The organism is Brucella tritici (assembly GCF_902825325.1).
Taxonomy (GTDB): domain Bacteria; phylum Pseudomonadota; class Alphaproteobacteria; order Rhizobiales; family Rhizobiaceae; genus Brucella.
Genome location: NZ_CADEAR010000008.1, coordinates 1 through 24,279 on the forward strand (window position 1 = coordinate 1; position 24,279 = coordinate 24,279).

Consider the following 24,279-nt stretch of genomic DNA (forward strand, 5'->3'; position numbering starts at 1 on the left):
CGCTTCATGAACCGCCGTATACGGAACCGTACGTACGGTGGTGTGGGAGGAGGGCCTAAAATGCCCTCCTACCCGATCAAAACCCCGAGAGGCTATCCGGCCTTTCGGGGTTTTTCTTTATCAAACGTCCAGATTGGCAACGCTCAGTGCGTTTTCCTGAATGAATTCGCGACGCGGTTCGACCTCGTCGCCCATGAGGCGCGTGAAGAGTGAATCGGCGTCGGTTGCATCCGTCACCTTGACTTGCAGCAGTGAACGCACATTCGGATCGAGTGTGGTTTCCCAAAGCTGCTCGGCGTTCATTTCGCCCAAGCCTTTATAACGCTGCAGGGTCAGGCCCTTGCGGCCCGTCGCAAAGATCGCATCGAGCAGGCCCATCGGGCCAGAAAGTGTCTCCACCTTGTCCTTGCGACGCAGCACCGGTGGCTCGGCAAAGACTTCCGACAGGCGTGCAGCCACGCGGTCGATCTGGCGGGCATCGGCAGAACCGAGCAGCGCCATGTCGAGAATGGCAACATCCTTCACGCCACGCACCATGCGCTCGAAGCGATAGCCACCATCTTCCGTTACATGTGCTTCCCAGCCACGCTCGGTTTCTTCCGAGATCATGTCGAGACGCTTTGCAACAATATCGGCAGAACGCTGTGCGGTTGAATTGTCTTTCGAGGCATCCGGGTTCAGCAGCCCGGCAATGGCCGCCTGTTCCACCACGCGACGATCATAGCGCGTGTGAAGACCGGTCAGAAGCTGACGCATGGTGCGGGCATCTTCCACAACCGAACGCAGGTCCGGCCCGGCGCGAACTTCGCCGCTTGCCATTTCCAGCGTGGCTTCTTCAAGACCTGTCTCGATGAGGAAGTCTTCGAAGGCGGCCTCGTTCTTGATGTATTGCGAGGACTTGCCGCGCGACACCTTATAGAGCGGCGGCTGCGCAATATAGATATGGCCGCGCTCGATCAGTTCCGGCATCTGGCGGAAGAAGAAGGTCAGCAGCAATGTACGGATATGCGCGCCATCGACGTCAGCATCGGTCATGATGATGATCTTGTGATAGCGCAGCTTGTCCGGGTTGAAGCCGTGCGTTTCATCCTTGCCGATCGATGTGCCGAGCGCAGTAATGAGCGTGCCGACCTGGTCGGACGAGATCATGCGGTCGAAGCGGACGCGTTCCACATTCAGAATCTTGCCGCGCAGCGGCAGAATGGCCTGGTTCTGGCGCGAACGACCGCTCTTGGCGGAACCACCTGCCGAGTCACCCTCGACGATGAAGATTTCAGACTTGGCCGGATCGCGCTCTTGACAGTCGGCAAGCTTGCCGGGCAAGGACGTCACGCTCAGATTGCTCTTGCGGGTGATGTCACGCGCCTTGCGGGCGGCTTCACGGGCAGCAGCGGCCTGAATGACCTTTTCGACCACGATCTTGCCGCCAGCCGGATGTTCTTCAAGCCATGTGGAAAGTGCTTCGTTGACGAGGCTTTCCACAACCGGGCGAACTTCCGAGGAAACCAGCTTGTCCTTGGTTTGCGACGAAAACTTAGGATCGGGAACCTTGACCGAAAGAACGGCGGTCAGGCCTTCGCGGCAGTCATCGCCGGTAAGCTGCACCTTTTCCTTCTTGGTCATGCCCGAAGCATCGGCATAGCCCGTCACCTGACGGGTCAGCGCGCCGCGGAAACCGGCCAGATGCGTGCCGCCGTCGCGCTGCGGGATGTTGTTGGTGAAGCACAGTACCTTCTCGTGGTAGGAATCGTTCCACCACATGGCGACTTCAACCGTCATGCCGTCTTTTTCACTGCGGATATAGATCGGCTCTTCCAGAAGCGATTTTTTGCTCTGGTCGATATATTTCACGAACTCCACAAGCCCGCCATCATAGTGCAACTCATGCTCAACGACATCCGCATGGCGGCGGTCGGTGAGCTTGATGCGTACACCGGAATTGAGGAAGGCGAGTTCGCGCAGGCGGCGTTCCAGCGTGTCGAAATCGAATTCGACCATGCTGAAGGTATCAGGCGAGGGCAGGAAGCTGACTTCTGTACCCGTCTCCGCACCAGCATCACCGGTTACCACGAGCGGAGCATCGGCCACGCCATGGGTAAAGCTCATCTCATGAATCTTGCCGGAGCGGCGGATCTTCAGCTTCAGCCAGATCGACAGCGCGTTCACCACCGATACGCCGACGCCATGCAAGCCACCGGAAACCTTGTAGGAATTCTGGTCGAACTTACCGCCTGCGTGGAGCTGGGTCATGATGACCTCCGCCGCCGAAACGCCTTCTTCCTTATGGATGTCGGTCGGGATGCCGCGACCGTTATCGGTCACGGTGCAGGACCCGTCCGGATTGAGGGCGACCGTGACAAGCGTGGCATGTCCTGCCAGCGCTTCGTCGATCGCATTGTCCACGACCTCGTAGACCATATGATGCAGGCCGGAGCCGTCATCCGTGTCACCGATATACATGCCGGGGCGCTTGCGAACAGCATCCAGACCTTTCAGGACACGAATGGAATCCGCGCCATACTCGGCGGGGGCTTCGGAATTCATCTCGGGCATCTCGCTCATGAAAATCTTTCGAAAAACGCGCTGCGAATGCAGCTTCAAAGATATGTCGAATCACGCGACAAACATGGCTTTAATATAGGTGCTAAAGGCTTTTTTTCCAAATTCTGGCGGTAAATTTACCGGGGATTCCGGCAGTTGGTTCATATGTGAACAGTAGCGGTGCCACTTGGCTTCTGGAACCGCCACAATTGACGCTTATATCCGGTTTGACGGGGGCGTTCTCGACCTGTTTTATGACGAAAGGAACGCTTGATGGAAATTGCGAACGTGATGAACGAAAGACCAAGTCCATTCGTGCCGCCCGCACCGCGTCCGCGCGAAAAACCGGTAGGGCGTTTCGAGATGATGCGGGTCGTCTACAAGAACCCGCTCGAGCTTTGGGGCGAGCCTTCCTATAACGAGCGGTGGATTTCCGTCAGCTGGTTCGGCATGAAAACCATCATCGCCAACGATCCGGGGCTGATCCGCCATGTGCTGGTCGACAATGCCGCCAATTATCCCATGTCCGCCATTCGCCAGCGCGTGCTGCGCCCCCTGTTGCGTGATGGTCTGCTGACGGCGGAAGGCCAGGTATGGAAGCGGTCGCGAAAGGCCATGGCGCCGGTTTTTACCCCGCGCCATATCGGCGGTTTTGCTGAAACCATGCGCGACCGGTCGCTCCAGTTCGTCGAGCGATACAAGACCCCCGGCACGATCACCGATGTCGCCCATGACATGACGCTCCTGACCTATGATATTCTGGCCGAGACGCTATTCTCGGGAGAGATTGCAGGCGATCCAAACGATTTCGCACATCAGATCGACAAGCTGTTCGAGACCATGGGACGGGTCGATCCGTTCGACCTTCTGGGACTGCCCGACTGGCTGCCGCGCCTCACGCGGTTGCGTGGACAGCAATCGCTGGGTTTCTTCCGCGAACTGGTCTCAAACACCATCGCGCTGCGTAAAACGCGCATGGACAGGCAGGAAGATGTGCCGAGCGACTTCCTCACTTTGCTTCTGCGCGCCGAAGGACCGGACGGCCTGAGCCGCTCCGAAATCGAAGACAACATCATCACCTTCATTGGTGCCGGTCACGAGACGACCGCCCGCGCACTCGGCTGGACGCTTTATCTGCTCGCGAAGGCGCCGCAAGAGCGCGACCGTATTGAACTGGAAATCGACGGCTTTTTTGCAAAAGGTGGACGGGATCTGCCGCCGCAGGAATGGCTGGCCTCGCTGCCCTTCACGCGTGCGGCTTTTGAAGAAGCAATGCGGCTTTATCCGCCTGCGCCGTCGATCAACCGCGAGGCGGCGACCGACGATAAGTATGACGATCTGAAAATCCCGAAGGGCGCGACCGTGCTGGTCATGCCGTGGGTCATTCATCGCCATAGGCTCTATTGGGACCAGCCGGACGCTTTCATGCCTGAACGTTTCTGGTCAGAAAACCGTGACAGGCTGGATCGCTTTCAGTATCTACCCTTCGGCGCAGGCCCGCGCGTCTGCATCGGCGCGAGTTTTGCCTTGCAGGAGGCTGTGATTGCGCTTGCCATCCTGCTCGACGGACGCCGCTTCGAGGTGCTGGACACAACTAAGCCGTGGCCAGTGCAAAAGCTCACGACCCAGCCTCAGGGCGGTCTGCCGATGAAGGTTTTGAAGCGCTGATTAGCTTTTCAACCGGTCAGCATGCCATTTCAAGTGGTCGTCCATGACGGTCGAGATGAAGAAATAGGAATGGTCATAGCCTTCACGCATATTGAGCGTGAGGGGAATGCCTGCCTTTTTGCATGCCTGTTCCAGAAGCCACGGACGCAAGCCTTCATCGAGAAAGCCATCCGCGGTGCCTTGATCAACCAGAAACTCTGGGAACCGATAGCCGTCTTCGATCAAAAGCGTGGCATCATAGGCGCGCCAGGCCCGTTCTTCCGGTCCGAGATATTTTTCCAGCGCCGGTCTGGACCAGCCTGCCGTTGAAGGCTGGACAATGGGTGCAAATGCAGATGCTGATTTGAAACGGTCCGGGTTTTTCAGCGCAATGGTTAGCGCGCCATGACCGCCCATGGAATGACCAGTGATTGCCTGCCTCGCCATATCGAGCGGAAATTCGCGCGCCACCAGATCGGTCAGCTCTTCGGTTATGTAGCTATACATCTGGTAGTTCGTGGCGAAAGGTTCTTGCGTGGCATCGACATAAAAACCGGCACCCTTGCCGAATTGCCAGTTGTCCGGCTCATCCGGAATGTCATCACCGCGCGGGCTCGTATCGGGGCAAATGACGGCAATTCCCAATTCTGCTGCCATTTGCCGATATTCACCTTTGTCCATCACGTTCTGATGCGTGCAAGTGAGGCCGGACAGATACCATAATACGGGCACCGGCCCATCCTTAGCCTGCGGTGGCAGGAAGACGGCAAAGGTCATGTCGCACTGGTTCGTCTCGCTTTTGTGGCGATAGACACCTTGCGTTCCATCAAAGCACTTGGCGGTCGAAATGGTTTCCATGAAAGAACCTCGGTTTTGTTCAGCTTCCGAGCGCCACCGCAACATTGACGGAAGCGGCGACCAGCACGGTATTGAAGAAGAAGGAGACGATGCTGTGCAGCAGCGTGACCCTGCGCATGGCAGGCGTCGTCACGCTCGTGTCGGACGTTTGTGCCGTCATGCCGATGACATAGGCGAAATAGGCAAAATCCCACCCGGAGGGTTCAGTGGTTCCGGGGAATTCAAAGCCGCCACGATAACGGCTGGCATGGCTGGTATCGTCGCCAGCCGGTTCACCCGGCTGCCAATAGACATGCGCGTAGTGGATCGCCGTCATCATATGGATGGTGAACCAGCCGAGTGGCACAGACGCGAGTGTCATGACCAGCGAGAATGTATCGGCCTTTGTCTCGCTGTTGATGAGAATAAACAGAGAGACGATTGCGACGAGAACTGTTGCAAATGTCACCAGAAAGATGATCCAGACGGGTTCGTCAGCGCTTGCGGCGTGCTTTTTCAAAAAGCTGGCCGTGAGTTTCGGCAGGGCAGAGGCAGACAGCCCCAGATAGAGCACGAAGAAGCAGTTAGCGCCGATGACTGGCGCAAGCGGGCTTCTAAGAAGCCAGGCAATGATGAATGCTGTCACGCCGCCGAGAGCGCCAAGATAGAACGACATATGGCGGCGCAGCAGAAACATCAGGCAACCGTTTCCCTTGGTTCCAATCGCATATCGACGTGTGGAATGCCGTCTTCGAGATATTCGTCGGAAATCGCTACGAAGCCGAACGAGCCATAGAATTTCTGCAAATGGCTCTGGCCTCCAAGCTCAATCGCGATGCCTGGAAAGCGGGCATGGGCAAAATCGACGGCCTCTTTCATCAGGCGCTGACCGAGCTTGTAGCCGCGATAATCCGGCGCTACGACGACGCGTCCGATCTTCACCGGCTTTCCATCCTGTTCCGGCGGTAGAACTCGCAGGCTGGCTGCAAGTTCCTCACCGTCGAGAATGCGCAAATGAAACGCCTCGGCGTCCTTGCCGTCGATTTCCGGATAGGGACATTTCTGTTCGACCACAAAGACATCCACGCGCAGTTTCAGCATCGCATAAAGTGCGCGCGGGGTCAGATTGTCGATTTCGTCCCATTGGGAAACGAGAAACTTGTCACTCATCAGTAGACAATCACCGAACGGATGGACTTGCCTTCATGCATGAGATCGAAGGCAGTGTTGATTTCATCGAGCGGCATGGTGTGGGTGATGAGATCATCGATATTGATCTTGCCCTCCATATACCAGTCGACGATCTTCGGCACGTCGGTGCGCCCGCGCGCGCCGCCGAATGCAGTGCCTTTCCAGACGCGTCCAGTGACCAGTTGGAACGGGCGGGTGGCGATTTCCTTGCCCGCTTCCGCCACGCCGATGATGATCGATTCACCCCAACCGCGATGGCAGCATTCCAGCGCCTGACGCATGACATCGGTATTGCCCGTGGCGTCGAAGGAATAGTCCGCGCCGCCGTCGGTCAGATCCTGAATGGCCTGCACCACCTTGTCATTGCCGATCTCGCGCGGATTGATGAAGTCGGTCATGCCGAATTTCTTCGCCATCTCGACCTTGGACGGATTGATGTCCACGCCGATGATCTTGTCAGCACCGACCATACGGGCGCCCTGAATGACATTGAGGCCGATGCCGCCGAGCCCGAACACAACGACATTGGAACCCGGACGAACTTTTGCCGTGTAGATCACTGCACCGATGCCGGTCGTCACGCCACAGCCGATATAGCAGATCTTGTCGAAAGGCGCGTCTTCACGCACCTTGGCGACGGCAATTTCCGGCAGAACGGTGAAGTTCGAGAAGGTCGAGCAGCCCATATAATGGAACACTTCGCCGCCATCGCAGGAGAAGCGCGTCGTCTTGTCCGGCATCAGGCCCTGACCTTGCGTCGCGCGGATCGAGGTGCAGAGGTTAGAGCGCTGCGAAAGGCAGGTTTTGCACTGGCGGCATTCCGGCGTGTAGAGCGGAATGACATGGTCGCCGGGCTTGACCGAGGTAACGCCCGCTCCCACTTCGCGCACGATACCCGCGCCTTCGTGGCCGAGGATGGCCGGAAACTTGCCTTCGGAATCGAGACCTGAAAGGGTGTAGGCATCTGTATGGCAAACACCCGTCGCCATGATTTCGACCAGCACTTCGCCAGCCCGTGGGCCGCCAATCTCGACTGTTTCGATGGTGAGCGGCTTTTTTGCCTCCCACGCAACGGCTGCGCGTGATTTCATGACGATGTTTCTCCCTTCAGTCTATCTTAGAGCAACGCACTCATTTGAGGTAGGTGCGTAGAATCCGCATGATTTCGTCGATTTGTGTATCGGGATCAGCTTTGGTTTCCTGCCCAAATGTCTCGCGGAAATGACTTTCCAGTACTTCCGCCATCAACCCGTTGGCAGCCCCCCGCAGTGCCGCGATCTGCTGCAACAACGCTGCGCATTCCGTGCCAGCCTCCACCGCGCGCTCCAGTGCTTCGGCCTGTCCGCGAATGCGGCGCAGGCGCGTCAAGGCGCGCTTCTTGTCTTCCGGTGAATGCGGCATGGATTCTCCCGATCTCAGCGAAATCTATATACTCTAGGGGAGTATGTCAATTGTCGGTCGCCAACCGCAAGTGCAAGAGTGGATAGGGTCGTCCCTGGTCGTCTGTCTCTGAGCGTCCGGTTTCGACAAATCCCATATGTCGGTAAAAGCCGACACCCTGCAGGTTCTGCTCGTTCACATCGACTGTCAGCGGACTGCCGAGAGTTATTGCATATGCTATCATCTGTTTGCCGATGCCGTTGCCGCGCTGGTTGGGTGCGATGAACAGGCTGTCGATATGACGCTCGCTCATACCCATGAAGCCGACCGGCTTGCCAGCGTCTTCAATCAGCCAGACTTCCACATTCGGCAGATATTGCTCGGCCACCAGCTTTTCGATTTCCAGAAAATCATCGCGGCTCAGGAAATCATGCGTGGCGAGAACGCTGGCGCGCCAGATTTCGACAAGTGCAGGCGTATCGGCCTTGCTCGATTTTCGAATATGGATCATGTGCGTTCCCTGTGTGATAAGCACGAAAGCGGAAGCCTTATCTGACGGAAATTATTTTGACGAGTCTGCCCGATCTTCCTGTGACACGAATTCTGCCTGAGCTTGACGAGGCATTGGCGCATCATGCGAGTACGGTTCTTGTTGCGCCGCCCGGTGCGGGCAAGACGACGCTGGTGCCTATTCATATGCTGAACGCGGATTGGCGCAAGGATGGCATGATCGTGCTGCTTGAACCGCGTCGTCTGGCGGCACGCGCAGCCGCTCGCCGCATGGCGCAGCTTCTGGGCGAGGAGCCGGGTGAAACGGTCGGCTACCGGATGCGCCTTGAAAGCAAGGTATCGGGGAAAACGAAAATCCTTGTCGTCACCGAGGGCGTCTTTGCGCGCATGATTCTGGACGATCCAGACCTGAAGGGCGTTGCCGCAGTCTTGTTTGACGAGTTCCACGAACGCAGTCTCGATGCCGATTTCGGTCTGGCGCTGGCGCTCGATGTACAGGCTGCACTGCGCGACGACCTCAAGATACTCGTGATGTCTGCGACGCTCGATGGCGCTCGCGTTGCTTCGCTTCTCGGTGATGTGCCGGTGATTGAAAGTGAGGGGCGCGCTTATCCCATCGATATCCGCTATCGCGACCGCAAGGCAGATGAACGGATCGAAGACGTGATGGTGCGTGCTATTCGTGATGCATTGGCCGACGAGACCGGCAGCATTCTGGCTTTTCTGCCGGGGCAAGGCGAGATTGAGCGCACGGCAGGCATTCTGGAAAAGTTCCTCCCTGCCAATATCAATCTGGCCCCGCTTTACGGGGCGATGGAAGGCCGTGATCAGGATGCGGCAATCAAGCCTGCACCGGTGGGCTATCGCAAGGTGGTGCTGGCGACCTCGATTGCCGAAACCTCCATCACGATTGATGGCGTGCGTGTGGTGATAGACAGCGGGCTTGCGCGCCAGCCGAAATACGAACCTGCCACTGGCCTGACACGGCTGGAAACAGTGCGCACCTCACGAGCGAGCGCCGATCAGCGTGCGGGTCGCGCGGGGCGTACGGAGCCTGGTGTTGCGATCCGGCTCTGGCATCAGGGTCAAACGGCGTCGCTTCCCGCTTTTTCTCCACCGGAAATTCTGGAAGCTGACCTGTCCGGGCTTGTGCTCGATGCGGCTGCGTGGGGTGTGACTGATCCGGCAACGCTCAGTTTTCTCGATGTTCCGCCCAAGCCTGCGCTGAAGGAAGCAAAAGCCCTTCTGCTGCGGCTTGGCGCTCTGGATGAGACGGGACGATTGACGCCTGATGGTGATGCGATGCGTTCTTTGGCTCTGCCCGCACGTCTGGCGCATATGGTGGCAGAAGCTGGCAAACGCGGTGAAGCGCAGAAGGCGGCCGAACTCGCGGTGTTGCTGACCGAGCGCGGTCTTGGCGGCAATGAAACTGACCTCGACACACGCATGTCGCGGTTCCGCAATGACCGCTCGGATCGTGCACAGCGCGCAAAAGGGCTGGCAAGGCGACTTGCAGCAAATGTCCCGAACAAGGGTGAAGCGGCAGGCTCAAGCGTTGGCCGTATGCTTATCGACGCTTATCCTGACCGCATAGCGAAGGCACGCGGCCAGACGGGGCAATTCCTGCTTGCCAATGGGCGTGGCGGCGAAGTCGACCCCGCTATCAGCCTCAGCCGGGCGGCATGGCTGGTGGTTGCCGATATGTCAGGCAAAGCCGGGCGGGCCCGCATTCTTTCTGCTGCGGAAGTTTCAGAAACTGAAATCCGCGCTGCCCTTGGCAATAGGATCGAAAGCGGCAGACAGGTTGTCTATGATCCGGAAAAGAATGCCTTGCGGGCTCGTGAAGCTGTGCGCATTGGTGCAATAGCTCTCTCCGAAAAGCCGCTCGCCGCTCCTTCGGGGAGTGCTGCCGACGCAGGCGTGATTGCCGCGGTGCGTGAAAATGGCCTCGATATTCTGCCGTGGGGCAAAGAAGCCGATATTCTGCGCCGACGCCTCGGCTGGCTGCATCGAGGCCTCGGCGATCCGTGGCCTGCAATGAACGATGACTATCTTGTCGAAAGGCTGGACGACTGGCTGCTGCCTTTCCTGACGGGTGAAGCCCAACTTGACCGCATTCCGGGACACGTATTGAAGAACGGTCTGATGAGCCTCGTACCCTTCGATCTCCAGCGCAGTGTCGACCAACTTGCGCCGACGCATTTCGAAGTGCCCACCGGCTCGAATATTCCAATCCGCTATGATACCGAAGAGCCGGTGATTGCAGTCCGCGTGCAGGAACTGTTCGGCCTTGGCGTGCATCCGGCCATCGCCAACGGCAAGGTGCCGCTCTTGCTGGAGCTTCTCTCTCCGGCTCATCGCCCGATCCAGATTACCCGCGATCTTCCCGGCTTCTGGAAGGGATCATGGGCGGATGTGCGTTCCGACATGCGTGGACGCTACCCGAAGCATGTTTGGCCGGAAGATCCGGCCAATGCCGAAGCGACCCGTCGAGCCAAGCCGCGCGGAACCTGAGATATTTGGTTCTGACCGCCTGCAAATGGCACTCTTCGGCGCTTCCGGTGCTGATGCATCCAAAAGTGAATTCCTCACCAGTTCTCGAAGCCACCATTTTCGGCACGTCATAATCAAAATCTCAATAGGTCCCACCACGGCGCCCTGCGACCGGATAACGCAGTTTCGCTTGCTTTCTGGTTCGGGCTTGCCTCATAAGAGGCCCTGACGAGGGACCTCATGCACGCAGAATTCGAGAATCGCGCTTCCAATCTTTCGCGCCGTCCGCGCCTGACCACGTTGATACGTGTGCGCTGGCTGGCCATAGCCGGGCAGACGGCCGCAGTCATGTTCGTGGCGCTCTATTTGCAGTTTCCTTTTGCTGTTGGCATCTGTTTTGCGCTGATCGCCTGTTCAGCATGGCTCAATCTTTATCTGGCCTTCCGTTTTCCGACCAACCATCGGCTCAATCCGGCAGCGGCAAGCCTGGTTCTGGCGTTCGACGTTCTGCAGCTGGCAGGGCTTCTCTATCTTACCGGCGGGCTGCAGAACCCTTTCATTATTTTGATGATCGTGCCCGTCATCATCTCGGCGACGTCGCTTTCCGCCCGCCATACGTTGGTGCTCGCCCTGCTGGTCGTGGCCTGTACTTCGGTGCTCACTATCAGGCATGAGCCGCTGCCATGGTATCCAGGTGAAACGTTGGACCTGCCATTCCTGTTCGTGATTGGTATCTGGTGCGCCATTATTTCGGCACTCGGATTCACTGGTGTTTATGCCTATCGCATCGCCGAAGAAGCGCGCCAGCTGGGCGATGCATTGAGTGCTGCCGAACTCATTCTCCAGCGTGAACAACATTTGTCGGCGCTGGATGGGCTGGCTGCGGCTGCTGCCCATGAACTGGGCACGCCACTGGCGACGATTGCACTGGTGGTGAAGGAAATGCAGCGCGCCCGTACCACAGATCTGGGCCTTGCCGAGGACATTGCGTTGCTCCATTCCCAAACCCAGCGTTGCCGGGAAATCCTTCAGCGACTGACCAGCCTGTCCTCCGAAGGCGAGGAACATATGTCGCGCCTGCCACTCTCTTCGCTCATCGAAGAGGTGATCGCTCCGCATCGCAACTTCGGTATTACGATCGACGTGCAAAAGACGGAAGGCCCGAAACCGGAGCCTGTCACCCGACGCAATCCCGGCCTGCTGTATGGCCTCGGCAATCTGGTGGAAAATGCCGTCGATTTCGCACGTGGTACGGTCAACGTTACCTGGGGCTGGACGGACGGCAATGTGAGTGTGACCATTCAGGACGACGGCGAAGGATTCAAGCCGGAAATTCTCGACCGTATCGGCGAGCCTTATATGACGAGCCGCGACAACACGCGGAACGGCGGTGGCCTTGGCCTCGGCCTGTTCATCGCAAAAACCCTGCTGGAACGCTCGGGTGCGCATATCACCTTCCGCAATCGCAACAATCCGGGGCAGGGTGCAGAGGTAAAAGTGGTTTGGCCGCGTTCCGCATTCATATCCGGCTGAAGAAGGATGCCATATGACGATACCGCTTGAGATCCAAAGAGCGACAGAGGAATTCGACAAGTTTCTCCATATGGCTCGGGACGAGGCAGGGCTCGCCACACGCAATCAGGCCTATACGATGGCGGAGGCTGTGCTGCTCACCTTTCGTCACCGGTTGGACGTCGATCAAGCGATTCGCTTTGCCACGATATTGCCGCCGGTTCTTCGCGCTATTTTTGTAGCGAACTGGGATATTTGCGAGGCGAAACGGCCATTCGACAGCCGACAAGCCATGACCCGCGAAGTGCAGTCCTTGCGCAAAGATCACAATTTTGCACCGGATTCAGCCATTTACGACGTTGCCAAGGCGCTGCGTGCGCATATCGATCACGTGGAGCTGGATGATTTTCTGGCTGGGGTATCCGACGAGGCGCGGGAATACTGGTCCGCCTGAAGCCTGTTGCGGCAAATACACGATTTTCCTATCAAATCCTCGTGTCCACATTTCAAAATATTCTGAAAATACAAAGGTTTGCACTAATCTTGCGAATGGGTGAATGCTGAAATTGCTTCAACAATTCAATGGCTATTTGACTTTTTGACGCAGGGGTATCAATAAGGAAAGAAAAATACAGGCAGGAAGCACCCGATGGACGACTTGAAGCAGGAAGACACCGAAGCCATAGGCAACGATCCGACCCTCCTTCTGGTTGATGACGACAAGCCCTTCTTGCAGCGCCTTGCCCGCGCCATGGAGAGCCGGGGTTTTCAGGTGACGACTGCGGAATCGGTTGAGGAAGGCATCGCCGCCGCCAAGGCCGCTGCCCCGGCCTATGCGGTCGTTGATATGCGGCTCGGCGACGGCAACGGTCTCGATATTATTGAAGCTATTCGTTCGCGTCGTGCCGATACGCGCGCCATCGTTCTTACCGGGTACGGCAATATCGCTACCGCTGTGAATGCCGTTAAGCTCGGTGCCATCGACTATCTGTCGAAGCCTGCCGATGCGGATGAGGTCTTTGCGGCATTGACCCGCCGTCCCGGTGAAAAGGTTGCACCGCCGGAAAACCCCATGTCGGCCGACCGGGTGCGCTGGGAACATATCCAGCGCGTCTATGAAATGTGCGAGCGCAATGTCTCCGAGACCGCACGTCGTCTCAACATGCATCGCCGTACATTGCAGCGCATTCTGGCGAAGCGCGCGCCCCGTTAAGTTTTATGCGCATCTTCTTCCGAAAACCGCTTCGTACTTTTCGGGATGCGCACTAATCAATCTATTTCGGTCTCGGGGACATCGAGACCGGCGAGTTCGGCGATTGTCAGGCGGACGGCGCCCGCCCGCGCAAAGCGCAACATCAGCGCCTTTCGTGTTGCGCCAGGTAATTTATGTTCCGGTGCATCGCGCAGAATTTCCGCTCCATATCCATCAGAGAGAATGAAGCCGCATTCTTGCGGAAATATTTCGCGCGGCACCGCCGGGTGGGTTGCGAAGAACAGTCGATCACAATAAGCGCGATATTCGGGCCATTTACGATCCGCCTTCCAGTCCTCGATCGAGGATTTGATTTCCACGATCCAGATTTCGCCCTTGCGAGTGACCGCGATCAGGTCGGCGCGCCTGCCAGATACCAGCGGTAGTTCGGGCAATGTTGCAAGCCCCATTTCCAGAAAAAGACGCTGTACGCCACGCCGCACCAGCATGGCGTTCTCCGACTGTCGACCGTCGGAAAGAGGGTGGGTCTGGTTGGGAATCACGATTGGCATAGGTGTAGTTTGTGCGCGGATTGAGATCGAAACAATCCGAAAACTGGGGCGCTCGGCGCGAAAACTGCGGTAACATGGTAAAACATGGCCAAAAAATGTCTTATTCAAGGAATTTTCAATTTACGGTTAACGCCTGGTTAACAATACTACCGCATCTTCGACAAGAATGAGCGATTCGCTTCAATCTCCGGCCCATCGTGGTCCCATTGACGGAATGAACCAATCTGGGGGAATGCATGAATTCTCGCGTCCTTAAACTGACGACGGCTCTTTTTCTGGTAGGTGCATTGGCAGGCTGCTCGACCGTAGGCGGCACTTTCTATACTGCCTCCTATTCTTCGGTCAGTGACGCTGGCTATGTCGTCCCGGCCATTCCGAGCGAAAAGATCCAGGCGCAATATCGCCGCCAGATCGTCAAATATCCGACGGATGAAAAGCCAGGCACTATCATCGTCGATACGCGGGAAAAGTTCCTTTATCTCATCATGCCAGAAGGCAAGGCCATGCGTTACGGCATTGGTGTCGGCCGTGAAGGTTTCGAATGGTCCGGTACGGCGCGCGTTGCCATGAAGCGGGAATGGCCGACCTGGACGCCACCTTCCGCCATGATCAAGCGCCAGCCGGAACTGGCGAAATACCGTAACGGCATGGACCCAGGCCTGCGCAATCCGCTCGGTGCACGGGCTCTGTACCTCTACAACAAGGGCGGTGACACGGGCTATCGTTTGCACGGCACGCCGGAATGGTGGTCCATCGGCAAGGCCATGTCTTCCGGCTGCATCCGCCTCATGAATCAGGACATCATGGATCTTTACGACCGCACGGAACAGGGTGCCAAGGTCATCGTGAAGCAGTAAGTCCAGATGATGACAGATATGAAAAAGGCCGCTTCAAGCGGCCTTTTTCTTTACAAGTCTCAATAAGATCAGATCTGTTCGACCTGCTGCACTTCCGGCACGAAATGGCGCAGGAGGTTCTGAATTCCGTGCTTCAGCGTTGCCGTCGATGACGGGCAACCAGAGCATGCACCCTTCATGTTCAGGAATACGGTACCGTTTTCGAAACCACGGAACGTGATATCACCGCCGTCCTGTGCAACTGCCGGGCGAACGCGGGTCTCGATCAGTTCCTTGATGATCTCGACGGTTTCGGCATCGGCGTCATCGAAAAATTCTTCTTCGCCATGAGCGGCGGCAGCGTCTGCGTTGCTGTTGCCAGCCATTGCAGGTGCGCCCGACATGAAATGTTCCATGATCGTGCCAAGAATGGCGGGCTTCAGATGCTGCCATTCACCATCGTCCTTGGTGACAGTAATAAAATCGTAGCCGAAGAAAACACCGGTCACGCCCGGAACTGAAAAAAGCTTGGCTGCGAGCGGTGATGTGTTGCCTGCGGTAGACGGGTCGCGAAAATCAGCGGTGCCCTCCGGCATAACCACCTTGCCGGGAAGAAACTTCAGGGTCGCCGGGTTGGGCGTGGTTTCAGTCTGGATGAACATGCCAGTTGTCCCGCTTTCAGATTTTGGAACGATTTTCGTAAGCGCAGATCCATATGGAAGCAAGTCCTGTCCCGATCTCGCGCGTATCAGTTATCATCAATATAGGGTGATTAGGTCACCGCATCAATGTCATCGTCGCTCATACCTGCCGGAATGACGGTAACCGGGATCGGGAACTGGGAGCGGCTGGCAAGCGATTGCACGAGAGGACCGGGACCTTCCTTGCCGGAGCCAGCAGCCAGAACCAGAATGGCGATATCCTGATCTTCCTCGATGAGACACATGAGCTCTTCGGCGGTTTCGCCCTCACGGATGCTGATTTCCGGCTCTATACCTTGGTCCGCACGCACGGTTGCGGCGAATTTCTCCAGCGCTGCGCGAGCACGATCCTGCGCTTCGGAACGCATGATTTCGCCGACGCCCAGAATTTGCTGGAAATCAGAGTCATCAATCACGAAAAGCAGGATGAGAGAGCCGCCCGTATTTTTTGCACGGCGCGCGGCATAGGCGACGGCGCGCCCGCATTCGGGCGTCTCATCGATGACGGCAAGAAACTTGCGGCGGTGACCGGCTTCCCGGCTAAGTCGTTTTGATACCATGGCCGCAATTTGCCATCGGGATTAACCGTCTGCAAGCTGACATTTAGAGTGCATCCCGAAAAGTGCGAAACGGTTTTCGGACAAGATGCACGTCAAAAAATGTGACGCGCCGATCTGATTCAATCAGATCGAAACGTGCTCTCCTAGGTGGTTGACGATCGGATGACGATTCTCAAATGAAGCGGGGCGGCAGCAGAAGTGCCGCCGCCCCTTCAATAATTGAGAAGTTTAGTTCTGCAGCCAGCCGACGATGTCGCGAACATGACGCATGGTCTGTTCGGCAATCACGCCAGCCCGCTCACCACCGTCGCGCAGAACGCTGTCGATGTAAGCCGGATCAGCGACCAGACGGCGCATCTCATGGGTGATCGGCGAAAGCTTCGCTACGGCCAGATCTGCAAGCGATGCCTTGAATTCGGAGAACTGGCGTCCGCCGAATTCGTTGAGCACGTCTTCCTTCGATTGAGAGGAAAGCGCTGCATAGATGCCAACCAGATTATCGGCTTCCGGACGACCGGCGAGACCGTCGAGATCGGTGGGCAGGCCGTCCGAGTCGGTTTTTGCCTTGCGGATTTTCTTGGTGATGGTCTCTTCGTCGTCGATCAGGTTGATGCGCGACAGATCGGACGGATCGGACTTCGACATCTTCTTGGTGCCGTCGCGCAGTGACATGATGCGCATCGCAGGACCGGAAATCATCGGTTCCGTCATCGGGAAGAAGCCGGAAACCTGCTCGTCACCCACCTGCATATCCACACCCACACCGAGCGAAGCGATACGGTCGGAATAGTCATTGTTGAATTTCTGCGCGATATCGCGGGTCAATTCCAGATGCTGCTTCTGGTCCTCGCCAACGGGGACAGCAGTGGCGCGGTAAAGCAGAATGTCGGCGGCCATCAGGCTTGGATAGGCGAACAGGCCGAGCGAAGCATTTTCGCGGTCCTTGCCTGCCTTGTCCTTGAACTGGGTCATACGGCTCATCCAGCCGATACGTGCAATGCAGTTGAACACCCATGCCAGCTCCGCGTGCTGCATGACGCGGCTCTGGTTGAAGACGATGCTCCTCTTCGGGTCGATGCCAGCAGCAAGGAAAGCTGCGGTGACTTCACGGGTCGATTGCATAAGCTCAGCCGGATCGGGCGAAATGGTCAGCGCGTGCATGTCCACGACGCAATAGATGCATTCCTGCGTCTCCTGAACCTCGACCCACCGCTTGATCGCCCCCAGATAGTTGCCGAGGTGAAGATTTCCGGTCGGTTGGACGCCGGAGAAAACAAGCGGTTTGAACGTGCTCATGGCTTTATCCTGAATGAGCATTTCCAGCGAAAGTGGATACCGGTTTCGCGTTCGGAAATGCGTGACGAAAATTGCCCCGCCGGTGGAGAGCGGGGATTTTGAATGCTGGTCTTTTCGCAGAGACGCAGCCGCCTTTCAAGCGTGAATTATTGCTCGCTTTCAGGGGCTTTCTTTGCTGCACCGCGCTTGATGTTGCGGCGGATCATTCCCGTATTGGCGCCGCCAAGACCGAAGGCAAAGCCAAAATAGACCACCATTGCCGCAACGACGATCGCGGTAACGGTTCCCGCCCGCACAACAAGCGGCGCTGCGGAGGAAAGCTCATACGCAAAATAGCCGATGGCGTGATGAATACCGAATGCCATGATCGCGGCAGCGACGAGGAGGCGCGGAATACGGGTAAGCAGCGGAATATCCCGTCCCCAATGGCCGCGTTTTACCAGCATGGCGAACAGCAGGACAGCGTTGACCCAGCCCGCGATGATTTCCGCCGTGGCGATACCGGTCGGACCGAAATGCGGGAAAAGCGTGATGGCAAGCGAGACGTTCACCGCCACCGAAATGGCGGCGAAGATCATCGGCGTGCGTGTATCCTCGCGGGCGAAGAAACCGGGAATGAACGCCTTGATCAATACGAAAGCGGGCAGACCAAGGCCATAGATCGCCAGAATATTGGAAACGACGAGCGTGGAATCCGGGCTGAACTTGCCACGTTCGAACAGAAGTCGGACGATGGGTTCCGACATGACCAGAAGAGCTGCAGCGGCTGGCAGCGTCAGAAACAATGTGAACTCGACCGAGCGGTTTTGAAGGTTCGACGCTTCCTTCATGTGGCCGCCGCGCAACGCGCGAGACAGTTCCGGCAGAAGCACGGTCGCGACCGCGATGCCGACGACACCGAGCGGTAGCTGATAGATGCGGTCCGCATAGACGAGCGATGACACCGCACCTTCCATGCCCGACGCGATATTGGTGTTGATGAGAAGGTTGATCTGCGTGATGCCGCCGGTGATGGCGGCAGGCAGCGCCAGCACCAGCAGCCGTTTGACATTGGCTGTCAGGCGAGGACGGCGGAAGCCGATCTTGATGCCAGCATTGCGCACGGCGAGCCAGACGATGGCAAGCTGCACCAGACCTGCTGCCATAACACCCCAGGAAAGGCCATAGCCGACTGAAAGCGCGTCATAGCCCCGCCACCATGCGAAAGCCAGCACCCCGATCAGAATGATGTTGAGGAACACCGGCGCAATGGCTGCCGCGAAATAGCGGTGCAGTGAATTGAGCATCCCCCCCATCATCGCGGCCAGCGACATACAGGCGAGATAGGGGAACATGATGACGGCGAGACGCACTGTATTGTCGAATTTCACCGGATCGTCAGTGAAGCCCGGAGCGATCACCGTCCGCACGATGAATGGCATCGAAAGTTCCATCACGATGGTCAGGAACAGAAGCACGGTGAAAAGCACGCCGAAGACTTCTTCGGAAAAACGGCGCGCGCCATCCATGCCGTTTTTTTCGATTTCCTTGGCAAAAAGCGGCACGAAGGCTGAATTGAACGCGCCTTCGGCAAAGAGCCTGCGGAATGTGTTCGGGAAACGGAAGGCTGCGTTGAAGGCGTCGGCTACCGGGCCGGTGCCGAGTGCTGCCGCCATGAACATCTCGCGCGTGAAGCCGAAAATGCGGCTCATCAGCGTTCCTGACGCCACCGTGGCGAACTTTTTGACCAAACTCATTTACTGAAAAACCTATGCTGCGGCCTGCGACGAGCGACCGTTTGTCTTATTGCCAGAATCTCCGCTCAGAACACCAAGCAGCTTGCGCCTGATATTACCCTGGCGGGTGGCGTTTGAAATCTTGTGGCCCACAAGGTCAGTCACGTAAAAACTGTCGATCACTTTCTCGCCGAAGGTGGTGATATGAGCCGATGCAATATCCAGCGAAAGATCGGAAATAAGGCCGGTCAGTTCTGAAAGCAAACCGGGCCTGTCCAGACCTTCCACCTCGATGACGGTAAACTTGTTGGAGAGCGTGTTGTTGATCTCAACACGCGGCTCCACCTTGAAAGCCTTGGCTGCCTTCTTCGGCTTGGTACGCCTGGCGAGCACGTCGGGCAGATGGGCCTTGCCGGACAATACATCCTCGATGACCTTTCCGACACGTTCCGCACGGCGGCGTTCGTCATCGTCAGTGTCGAACTCGCGGCTGATGAGGATGGTATCAAGTGCGCGTCCATCACCAGTGGTGAAAATCTGCGCGTCAACGATGTTGGCTCCTGCCGCTGCGCAGGCACCGGTGATGATCGACAACAGGCGTGGATGGTCGGGCGCCAGCACCGTAATTTCCGTAACTGCCTCGAAAGTATGCGGCTTGGCCATGGTGGCCAGCGCCCGTTCTTCGCGATCAGCTTCGCGAATGAAATGGGCGTGCCGGACCTGATCCTCGAGACTGACGGTCAGAAAATAGTTGGTGTAGTGAAGCGCCAGATAGGCATCGCGCTTGTCCTTCGGCCAATCGGAAAGCCGTTCGGCAAGCGCTTCTCGCGCCTGATGGTCGCGGTCGGCGCGCGACAATTCCGAAAAGCCGCCGGTCAGGACCAGTTCGGTTTCGTAGAAGAGTGTGCGCAGAAGCTGGCCCTTCCAGCCATTCCATACGCCGGGGCCAACCGCCTTGATGTCGCAGACGGTCAGGATCAGGAGAAGCTTCAACCGCTCCATGGTCTGCACTGTGTCTGCGAAGTCGATGATGGTCTTGCGATCATTGAGATCACGCGACTGTGCCACCATGCTCATGGTGAGATGCTCGCGCACAAGCCATTCGACGGTTTCCGTTTCGGTAGGGGTAAGACCCAGCCGTGGTCCCAGCCTGCGGGCGATGCGCGCGCCAGCGACAGAATGATCTTCCGGGCGCCCCTTGGCAATGTCGTGCAAGAGCAGCGCCACATAAAGCAGGTTGCGGTCGCGCTTGATCGTGGTGATGAGATGGTTTGAAAGCGGGTGCTCGTTTTCCAGTTCGCCATGCTCGATTTCCGAAAGCACGGCGATGCAGCGCAACAAATGCTCGTCTACCGTATAATGGTGATACATGTTGAACTGCATCATGGCGACGATCTTGCCGAAGTCCGGAATGAATTTTCCGAGCACACCGGATTCGTTCATGCGGCGTAGAATGAGTTCGGGGTTGCGCGGCGAAGTCAGGATTTCGAGGAAAAGCTTGTTGGCTTCGGGATTTTCACGCAGATCGGAATTGATGAGTTTCAGCGAGCGGGTGAGGCTCTGCATCGCTTCGGGGTGAAATTCCAGCCCGTGCTTGTCGGCCAAATGGAAGAGACGGAGGATATTGACCGGGTCTTCCTTGAAAACCTCCGGCCGTGCGATGTTGATGCGGTGATTTTCCGAAACGAAGTCGCCGTCTGCGGAAAGCTTGCGCTTGCGCCGCGAGAAAGTGAGGAAGATGCGGTTGAAGCCCGGCACATGCTTGGCCTGCTGTTCCTCCAGCGCGGCACAGATGATGCGAGTGAGGTCGCCCACATCTTTTGCCACGAGGAAATAATGCTTCATGAAGCGTTCGACATAGTTCTGGCCGGGATGCGCCGTATATCCAAGGCGTTCGGCAATTTCAGGCTGTATGTCGAAGGACAGGCGTTCTTCGGCTTTGAGCGTCGCGAAATGCATGTGGCACCGCACCGCCCAGAGAAAATCTTCCGCCTTGTTGAACAGCTTCAGCTCGGCTCGTGACAGAACACCAAGCTTGACCAGTTCTTCCTTCGTTTTGACGCGGTAAAAGTATTTGGTGATCCAGAACAGCGTATGCAGGTCGCGCTGGCCGCCCTTGCCTTCCTTGACATTCGGTTCAACCAGATAGCGGGTTTCGCCTGCCTTGCGATGGCGCTGATCGCGTTCGGCAAGCTTGGCCTGAATGAATTCCGGGCCGGTATCCTTGACGATTTCCTCGTCGAAGCGGGTAACAAGCGTTCTGAAGAGCTCGCGATTGCCGGTTAGAAACCGCGCATCGAGAATTGCCGTGCGTATCGTCATGTCCTCGCGCGAAAGACGAATGCACTCATCAATGTTGCGCGTGGAATGACCGACTTTCAACCCCATGTCCCACAGCATGTACAGCATGTATTCGACAACCTGCTCACCCCAGGGGGTCTGCTTGTAGGGCAGCAGAAACAGGAGATCGATATCCGACCCCGGCGCCAGTCCTCCACGTCCATAACCACCAACCGCGATGATGGCCATGTTCTCGGCCTTTGACGGATTGACCATCGGATAGGCTTTGGTAGTGGCGAATTCGAACAGCGCCTCAATCAGCGTATCCATGAGAAAGGAAAGGCGTTTGGCGCATAGCGTGCCGCCGCCATCCTTCATCAGCATGCCTTCCGCATTGGCGCGACCACGCACCAAAGCATCCTTCAGAGCCTGAAGTACCACTTTTCGTACGGTAGGACTGGTGTAGTTTTCGTCCGTGGAATCCGCCAGTTCGTTGAGCTTGCGGCGTAGCGTCTCGGGATTGACGATCTCTTCCAGCTTAAGGTCGTGTGCGCTCATGCGGCATGTAGATCCGGTTTGCGGAGAAAAGGATAGTGGACGATGGCTATCCTATAGCCGCTTTTATGGATGATGAATATCCAAAAGCAAAGGCCGGGGAAACCCGGCCTTTGTATTACTCTTCGCGGTTTTTTCAGTTCGTCGCGTTATAGGCGGTGATTGCCGCCATATTGACGATGTCGGAATCCTTCGCGCCGATGGTGACGATCTGCGCTGGCTTGTCGAGGCCGACGAGCAATGGGCCGATGATCGTCGCACCACCCAATTCCTGCAGCATGTCGGCGGCAATTGAGGCTGAATGATTGTCCGGCGTGACGATCACATTGGCCGGGCCCGACAGGCGGATGAAAGGATACTGTTCCATCAGCTTCGGGTTTAAAGCCACATCGGCACTCATTTCGCCGTCAAATTCGAAATCGACATGACGCGTCGCCAGAATGCGGACGGCCTCCTGAATGCGCGCGGAACGTTCACCGCCCATATGGCCGAAAGTCGAGAAAGCGGTCAGTGCGACACGCGGCACATAACCCATGCGGCGCGCCATACCTGCAGCTTCAACCGCAATATCGGCAAGCTCGGCTGCGGTCGGCATTTCGTGTACGGCGGTATCGGCGATGAACACCGTGCGTCCGCGACAAAGCGCGATGGAAACACCGACCATGCGGTGGCCGGGCTTGGAATCGATCACACGGCGCACGTCGTCCAGACCCGTCGCATAATTTCGGGTCACGCCCGTCACCATGCCATCGGCATCGCCAAGCGCCACCATGCAGGCCGCAAAATGATTGCGGTCATTGTTGATGAGACGGTGGCAATCGCGTGTCAGATAGCCTTTGCGCTGCAGTTTCTCGTAGAGATAGTCGGCATAGGCGGCATTGCGGCTCGACAGGCGTGCATTGATGATTTCGATGCCCGGACGGTCGAGATCGAGACCGGCAGCCTTCGCCGTATCCTTTACCCGTTCCTCGCGGCCGACCAGAATAGCGGTGCCGAGACCCTGATTGACGTAGGAAACGGCGGCACGCATCACCTGTTCTTCTTCGCCTTCGGCAAAGACGATGCGCTTCGGCTGACGGCGGACACGTTCATAGATGCCGCGCAAGGTGGAAGCGATCGGATCGCGACGCGCCGACAATTCGCGCTTGTAACCTTCGATGTCGGCAATGGCGCGTCCGGCAACGCCGGTTTCCATCGCTGCCTTGGCGACCGCAGCCGAGACGGACGCAAGCAGGCGCGGATCGAACGGCACCGGAATGATATAGTTCGGACCAAAACGCGGACGACTGCCCTGATAGGCGGCAACTACATCGTCCGGCACATCCTCACGGGCAAGCTCGGCCAGCGCATTGACGGCAGCGATCTTCATCGCGTCGTTGATGGTGGTTGCACGAACGTCGAGTGCGCCACGGAAGATGTAGGGGAAGCCAAGGACATTGTTGACCTGGTTCGGATAGTCCGAGCGACCGGTGGCAACGATGGCGTCATCACGGATGCGCGCCACTTCTTCAGGCGTGACTTCCGGGTCGGGATTGGCCATGGCGAAGATGATCGGGTTCGGCGCCATGGAACGGACCATGTCTTCGGTGAACGCGCCTTTGGCCGAAAGACCGAACACGACATCCGCGCCGTTCATGGCATCTGCGAGGGATCGCTTGTCGGTCTTCACGGCATGTGCGGATTTCCACTGGTTCATGCCCTCTTCACGACCCTGATAGACGACGCCCTTGGTGTCGCACAGGATGACGTTTTCCGAGGCAAACCCCATCGCTTTGATGAGTTCGATACAGGCAATACCCGCCGAACCCGCGCCATTGCAGACGAGCTTCGTCGTCTTCATGTCGCGACCGGTCAGATGCAGCGCATTGATGAGGCCGGCAGCGGCGATGATAGCCGTTCCGTGCTGGTCGTCGTGGAAAACCGGAATGTCCATCAATTCGCGCAGGCGCTGCTCGATAATGAAGCAGTCGGGCGCTTTGATATCTTCCAGATTGATGCCGCCAAACGATGGTCCGAGATAGCGTACCGCATTGATGAAGGCATCGATGTCGGTCGTATCGACTTCTAGATCGATGGAATCGACATCGGCAAAGCGCTTGAACAGCACGGCCTTGCCTTCCATCACCGGCTTGGATGCGAGCGCACCAAGGTTGCCGAGGCCGAGAATGGCGGTGCCGTTCGAGATGACGGCGACCAGATTGCCCTTGGCTGTATAGTCATAGGCGCGGGCGGCGTCTTCGGCGATTGCCTTTACCGGCACGGCAACGCCCGGAGAATAGGCGAGCGACAGATCGCGCTGCGTGGTCATGGGCTTGGTGGGGTTGATCTCCAGCTTGCCCGGGCGGCCCTGCGCGTGAAAGTCTAGCGCTTCCTTCTCACTGGCTGTGGGTGCGCGTTCTGATGTGTTGCCCTTCGGCGTCGAGGCTGGCATGTTCCCTCCGGTTTCATCTGCGGGAGAACC

20 protein-coding genes are annotated in these 24,279 nt (G+C 57.4%); 6 read left to right on the forward strand and 14 right to left on the reverse strand.

The annotated features are described in order from the left end of the window. Positions 1-120 precede the first annotated feature (120 nt). Positions 121-2,562: a DNA topoisomerase (ATP-hydrolyzing) subunit B gene (gene gyrB / locus HWX93_RS12980; protein WP_176037570.1), complete on the reverse strand. Its 2,442-nt coding sequence runs from the start codon at positions 2,560-2,562 to the stop codon at positions 121-123. A gap of 252 nt (positions 2,563-2,814) precedes the next feature. Between gyrB and HWX93_RS12985 the strand changes: the two genes are divergently transcribed. Next, positions 2,815-4,209 (forward strand): cytochrome P450, encoded by a 1,395-nt coding sequence (locus HWX93_RS12985; RefSeq protein WP_176037571.1) that lies wholly within the window; start codon positions 2,815-2,817, stop codon positions 4,207-4,209. Here HWX93_RS12985 and fghA read toward each other — a convergent pair whose 3' ends face one another. From fghA to HWX93_RS13015, 6 genes are read right to left on the reverse strand one after another with little or no spacing between them, the layout of a single operon-like run. Further along, positions 4,210-5,046, reverse strand: a complete 837-nt coding sequence (gene fghA, locus HWX93_RS12990) for an S-formylglutathione hydrolase (protein WP_176037572.1) — start codon at positions 5,044-5,046, stop codon at positions 4,210-4,212. It lies immediately after the preceding gene. Positions 5,047-5,065: 19 nt separating this feature from the next. Further along, the gene (locus HWX93_RS12995; protein WP_176037573.1) at positions 5,066-5,722 is read right to left on the reverse strand and encodes a DUF1345 domain-containing protein; all 657 of its coding nucleotides are present in this window, start codon (positions 5,720-5,722) and stop codon (positions 5,066-5,068) included. After that, a complete protein-coding gene (locus HWX93_RS13000) occupies positions 5,722-6,195 on the reverse strand; it encodes a GNAT family N-acetyltransferase (RefSeq protein ID WP_176037574.1) in 474 nt (157 codons plus the stop codon). The genes HWX93_RS12995 and HWX93_RS13000 overlap by 1 nt, the downstream gene beginning before the upstream one ends. Further along, positions 6,195-7,307: an S-(hydroxymethyl)glutathione dehydrogenase/class III alcohol dehydrogenase gene (locus HWX93_RS13005; protein ID WP_109985870.1), complete on the reverse strand. Its 1,113-nt coding sequence runs from the start codon at positions 7,305-7,307 to the stop codon at positions 6,195-6,197. The genes HWX93_RS13000 and HWX93_RS13005 overlap by 1 nt, the downstream gene beginning before the upstream one ends. 40 nt (positions 7,308-7,347) lie before the next feature. Next, entirely contained in the window at positions 7,348-7,617 is a 270-nt protein-coding gene (locus tag HWX93_RS13010) for a metal/formaldehyde-sensitive transcriptional repressor (protein WP_010657981.1), read from the reverse strand. Positions 7,618-7,663: 46 nt separating this feature from the next. After that, a complete protein-coding gene (locus tag HWX93_RS13015; RefSeq protein WP_176037575.1) occupies positions 7,664-8,107 on the reverse strand; it encodes an acetyltransferase in 444 nt (147 codons plus the stop codon). 56 nt (positions 8,108-8,163) lie between these two features. Here HWX93_RS13015 and hrpB point away from each other — a divergent pair, with 56 nt between their 5' ends. The 4 genes from hrpB (at position 8,164) to regA (ending at position 13,324) form a co-directional block, all read left to right on the forward strand. Next, positions 8,164-10,620: an ATP-dependent helicase HrpB gene (gene hrpB, locus HWX93_RS13020; protein WP_176037576.1), complete on the forward strand. Its 2,457-nt coding sequence runs from the start codon at positions 8,164-8,166 to the stop codon at positions 10,618-10,620. A gap of 219 nt (positions 10,621-10,839) precedes the next feature. Next, the gene (locus HWX93_RS13025) at positions 10,840-12,132 is read left to right on the forward strand and encodes an ActS/PrrB/RegB family redox-sensitive histidine kinase (RefSeq protein ID WP_176037577.1); all 1,293 of its coding nucleotides are present in this window, start codon (positions 10,840-10,842) and stop codon (positions 12,130-12,132) included. Positions 12,133-12,145: 13 nt separating this feature from the next. Next, the gene (locus tag HWX93_RS13030) at positions 12,146-12,565 is read left to right on the forward strand and encodes a DUF2267 domain-containing protein (protein WP_176037578.1); all 420 of its coding nucleotides are present in this window, start codon (positions 12,146-12,148) and stop codon (positions 12,563-12,565) included. A 195-nt stretch (positions 12,566-12,760) separates the two neighbouring features. After that, positions 12,761-13,324, forward strand: coding sequence for a global response regulator transcription factor RegA (regA, locus tag HWX93_RS13035; RefSeq protein WP_006465866.1), 564 nt, complete (start codon positions 12,761-12,763; stop codon positions 13,322-13,324). A 56-nt stretch (positions 13,325-13,380) separates the two neighbouring features. On the opposite strand, the gene HWX93_RS13040 is transcribed toward regA, so the two are convergent. After that, entirely contained in the window at positions 13,381-13,875 is a 495-nt protein-coding gene (locus HWX93_RS13040) for an MmcB family DNA repair protein (RefSeq protein WP_109985876.1), read from the reverse strand. Positions 13,876-14,111: 236 nt separating this feature from the next. Here HWX93_RS13040 and HWX93_RS13045 point away from each other — a divergent pair, with 236 nt between their 5' ends. Next, positions 14,112-14,732, forward strand: coding sequence for a L,D-transpeptidase (locus HWX93_RS13045; RefSeq protein WP_109985877.1), 621 nt, complete (start codon positions 14,112-14,114; stop codon positions 14,730-14,732). Between the two features lie 68 nt (positions 14,733-14,800). On the opposite strand, the gene HWX93_RS13050 is transcribed toward HWX93_RS13045, so the two are convergent. The 6 genes from HWX93_RS13050 to HWX93_RS13075 all read right to left on the reverse strand — a co-directional run bounded on the left by HWX93_RS13050 (position 14,801) and on the right by HWX93_RS13075 (position 24,249). Then, positions 14,801-15,373 (reverse strand): NifU family protein, encoded by a 573-nt coding sequence (locus HWX93_RS13050; RefSeq protein ID WP_109985878.1) that lies wholly within the window; start codon positions 15,371-15,373, stop codon positions 14,801-14,803. A 110-nt stretch (positions 15,374-15,483) separates the two neighbouring features. Further along, positions 15,484-15,972, reverse strand: coding sequence for a universal stress protein (locus HWX93_RS13055; RefSeq protein WP_109985879.1), 489 nt, complete (start codon positions 15,970-15,972; stop codon positions 15,484-15,486). 228 nt (positions 15,973-16,200) lie between these two features. Continuing rightward, positions 16,201-17,268, reverse strand: a complete 1,068-nt coding sequence (trpS, locus tag HWX93_RS13060) for a tryptophan--tRNA ligase (protein WP_109985880.1) — start codon at positions 17,266-17,268, stop codon at positions 16,201-16,203. Between the two features lie 146 nt (positions 17,269-17,414). Beyond that, positions 17,415-19,004, reverse strand: coding sequence for a murein biosynthesis integral membrane protein MurJ (gene murJ, locus HWX93_RS13065; RefSeq protein WP_176037579.1), 1,590 nt, complete (start codon positions 19,002-19,004; stop codon positions 17,415-17,417). 12 nt (positions 19,005-19,016) lie between these two features. Beyond that, positions 19,017-21,821 carry a [protein-PII] uridylyltransferase gene (locus HWX93_RS13070; protein ID WP_176037580.1) on the reverse strand — a complete coding sequence of 935 codons (2,805 nt, stop codon included), beginning with the start codon at positions 21,819-21,821 and terminating at the stop codon, positions 19,017-19,019. Positions 21,822-21,954: 133 nt separating this feature from the next. Then, on the reverse strand, positions 21,955-24,249 hold the full coding sequence (locus HWX93_RS13075) for an NADP-dependent malic enzyme (RefSeq protein WP_176037581.1): 2,295 nt from the start codon (positions 24,247-24,249) through the stop codon (positions 21,955-21,957). Positions 24,250-24,279 lie beyond the last annotated feature (30 nt).

Bases quoted from the DNA above. Each gene is read 5' to 3' on its own strand.
- HWX93_RS13010 (WP_010657981.1), bottom strand. From the start codon at position 7,617: ATGCCGCATTCACCGGAAGACAAGAAGCGCGCCTTGACGCGCCTGCGC.
- HWX93_RS12995 (WP_176037573.1), bottom strand. From the start codon at position 5,722: ATGTTTCTGCTGCGCCGCCATATGTCGTTCTATCTTGGCGCTCTCGGC.
- HWX93_RS13045 (WP_109985877.1), top strand. From the start codon at position 14,112: ATGAATTCTCGCGTCCTTAAACTGACGACGGCTCTTTTTCTGGTAGGT.
- HWX93_RS13050 (WP_109985878.1), bottom strand. From the start codon at position 15,373: ATGTTCATCCAGACTGAAACCACGCCCAACCCGGCGACCCTGAAGTTT.
- HWX93_RS13005 (WP_109985870.1), bottom strand. From the start codon at position 7,307: ATGAAATCACGCGCAGCCGTTGCGTGGGAGGCAAAAAAGCCGCTCACC.
- HWX93_RS13040 (WP_109985876.1), bottom strand. From the start codon at position 13,875: ATGCCAATCGTGATTCCCAACCAGACCCACCCTCTTTCCGACGGTCGA.
- HWX93_RS13070 (WP_176037580.1), bottom strand. From the start codon at position 21,821: ATGAGCGCACACGACCTTAAGCTGGAAGAGATCGTCAATCCCGAGACG.
- regA (WP_006465866.1), top strand. From the start codon at position 12,761: ATGGACGACTTGAAGCAGGAAGACACCGAAGCCATAGGCAACGATCCG.
- HWX93_RS13030 (WP_176037578.1), top strand. From the start codon at position 12,146: ATGACGATACCGCTTGAGATCCAAAGAGCGACAGAGGAATTCGACAAG.
- trpS (WP_109985880.1), bottom strand. From the start codon at position 17,268: ATGAGCACGTTCAAACCGCTTGTTTTCTCCGGCGTCCAACCGACCGGA.
- gyrB (WP_176037570.1), bottom strand. From the start codon at position 2,562: ATGAGCGAGATGCCCGAGATGAATTCCGAAGCCCCCGCCGAGTATGGC.
- HWX93_RS13015 (WP_176037575.1), bottom strand. From the start codon at position 8,107: ATGATCCATATTCGAAAATCGAGCAAGGCCGATACGCCTGCACTTGTC.
- HWX93_RS13075 (WP_176037581.1), bottom strand. From the start codon at position 24,249: ATGCCAGCCTCGACGCCGAAGGGCAACACATCAGAACGCGCACCCACA.
- HWX93_RS13000 (WP_176037574.1), bottom strand. From the start codon at position 6,195: ATGAGTGACAAGTTTCTCGTTTCCCAATGGGACGAAATCGACAATCTG.
- murJ (WP_176037579.1), bottom strand. From the start codon at position 19,004: ATGAGTTTGGTCAAAAAGTTCGCCACGGTGGCGTCAGGAACGCTGATG.
- fghA (WP_176037572.1), bottom strand. From the start codon at position 5,046: ATGGAAACCATTTCGACCGCCAAGTGCTTTGATGGAACGCAAGGTGTC.
- HWX93_RS12985 (WP_176037571.1), top strand. From the start codon at position 2,815: ATGGAAATTGCGAACGTGATGAACGAAAGACCAAGTCCATTCGTGCCG.
- HWX93_RS13025 (WP_176037577.1), top strand. From the start codon at position 10,840: ATGCACGCAGAATTCGAGAATCGCGCTTCCAATCTTTCGCGCCGTCCG.
- HWX93_RS13055 (WP_109985879.1), bottom strand. From the start codon at position 15,972: ATGGTATCAAAACGACTTAGCCGGGAAGCCGGTCACCGCCGCAAGTTT.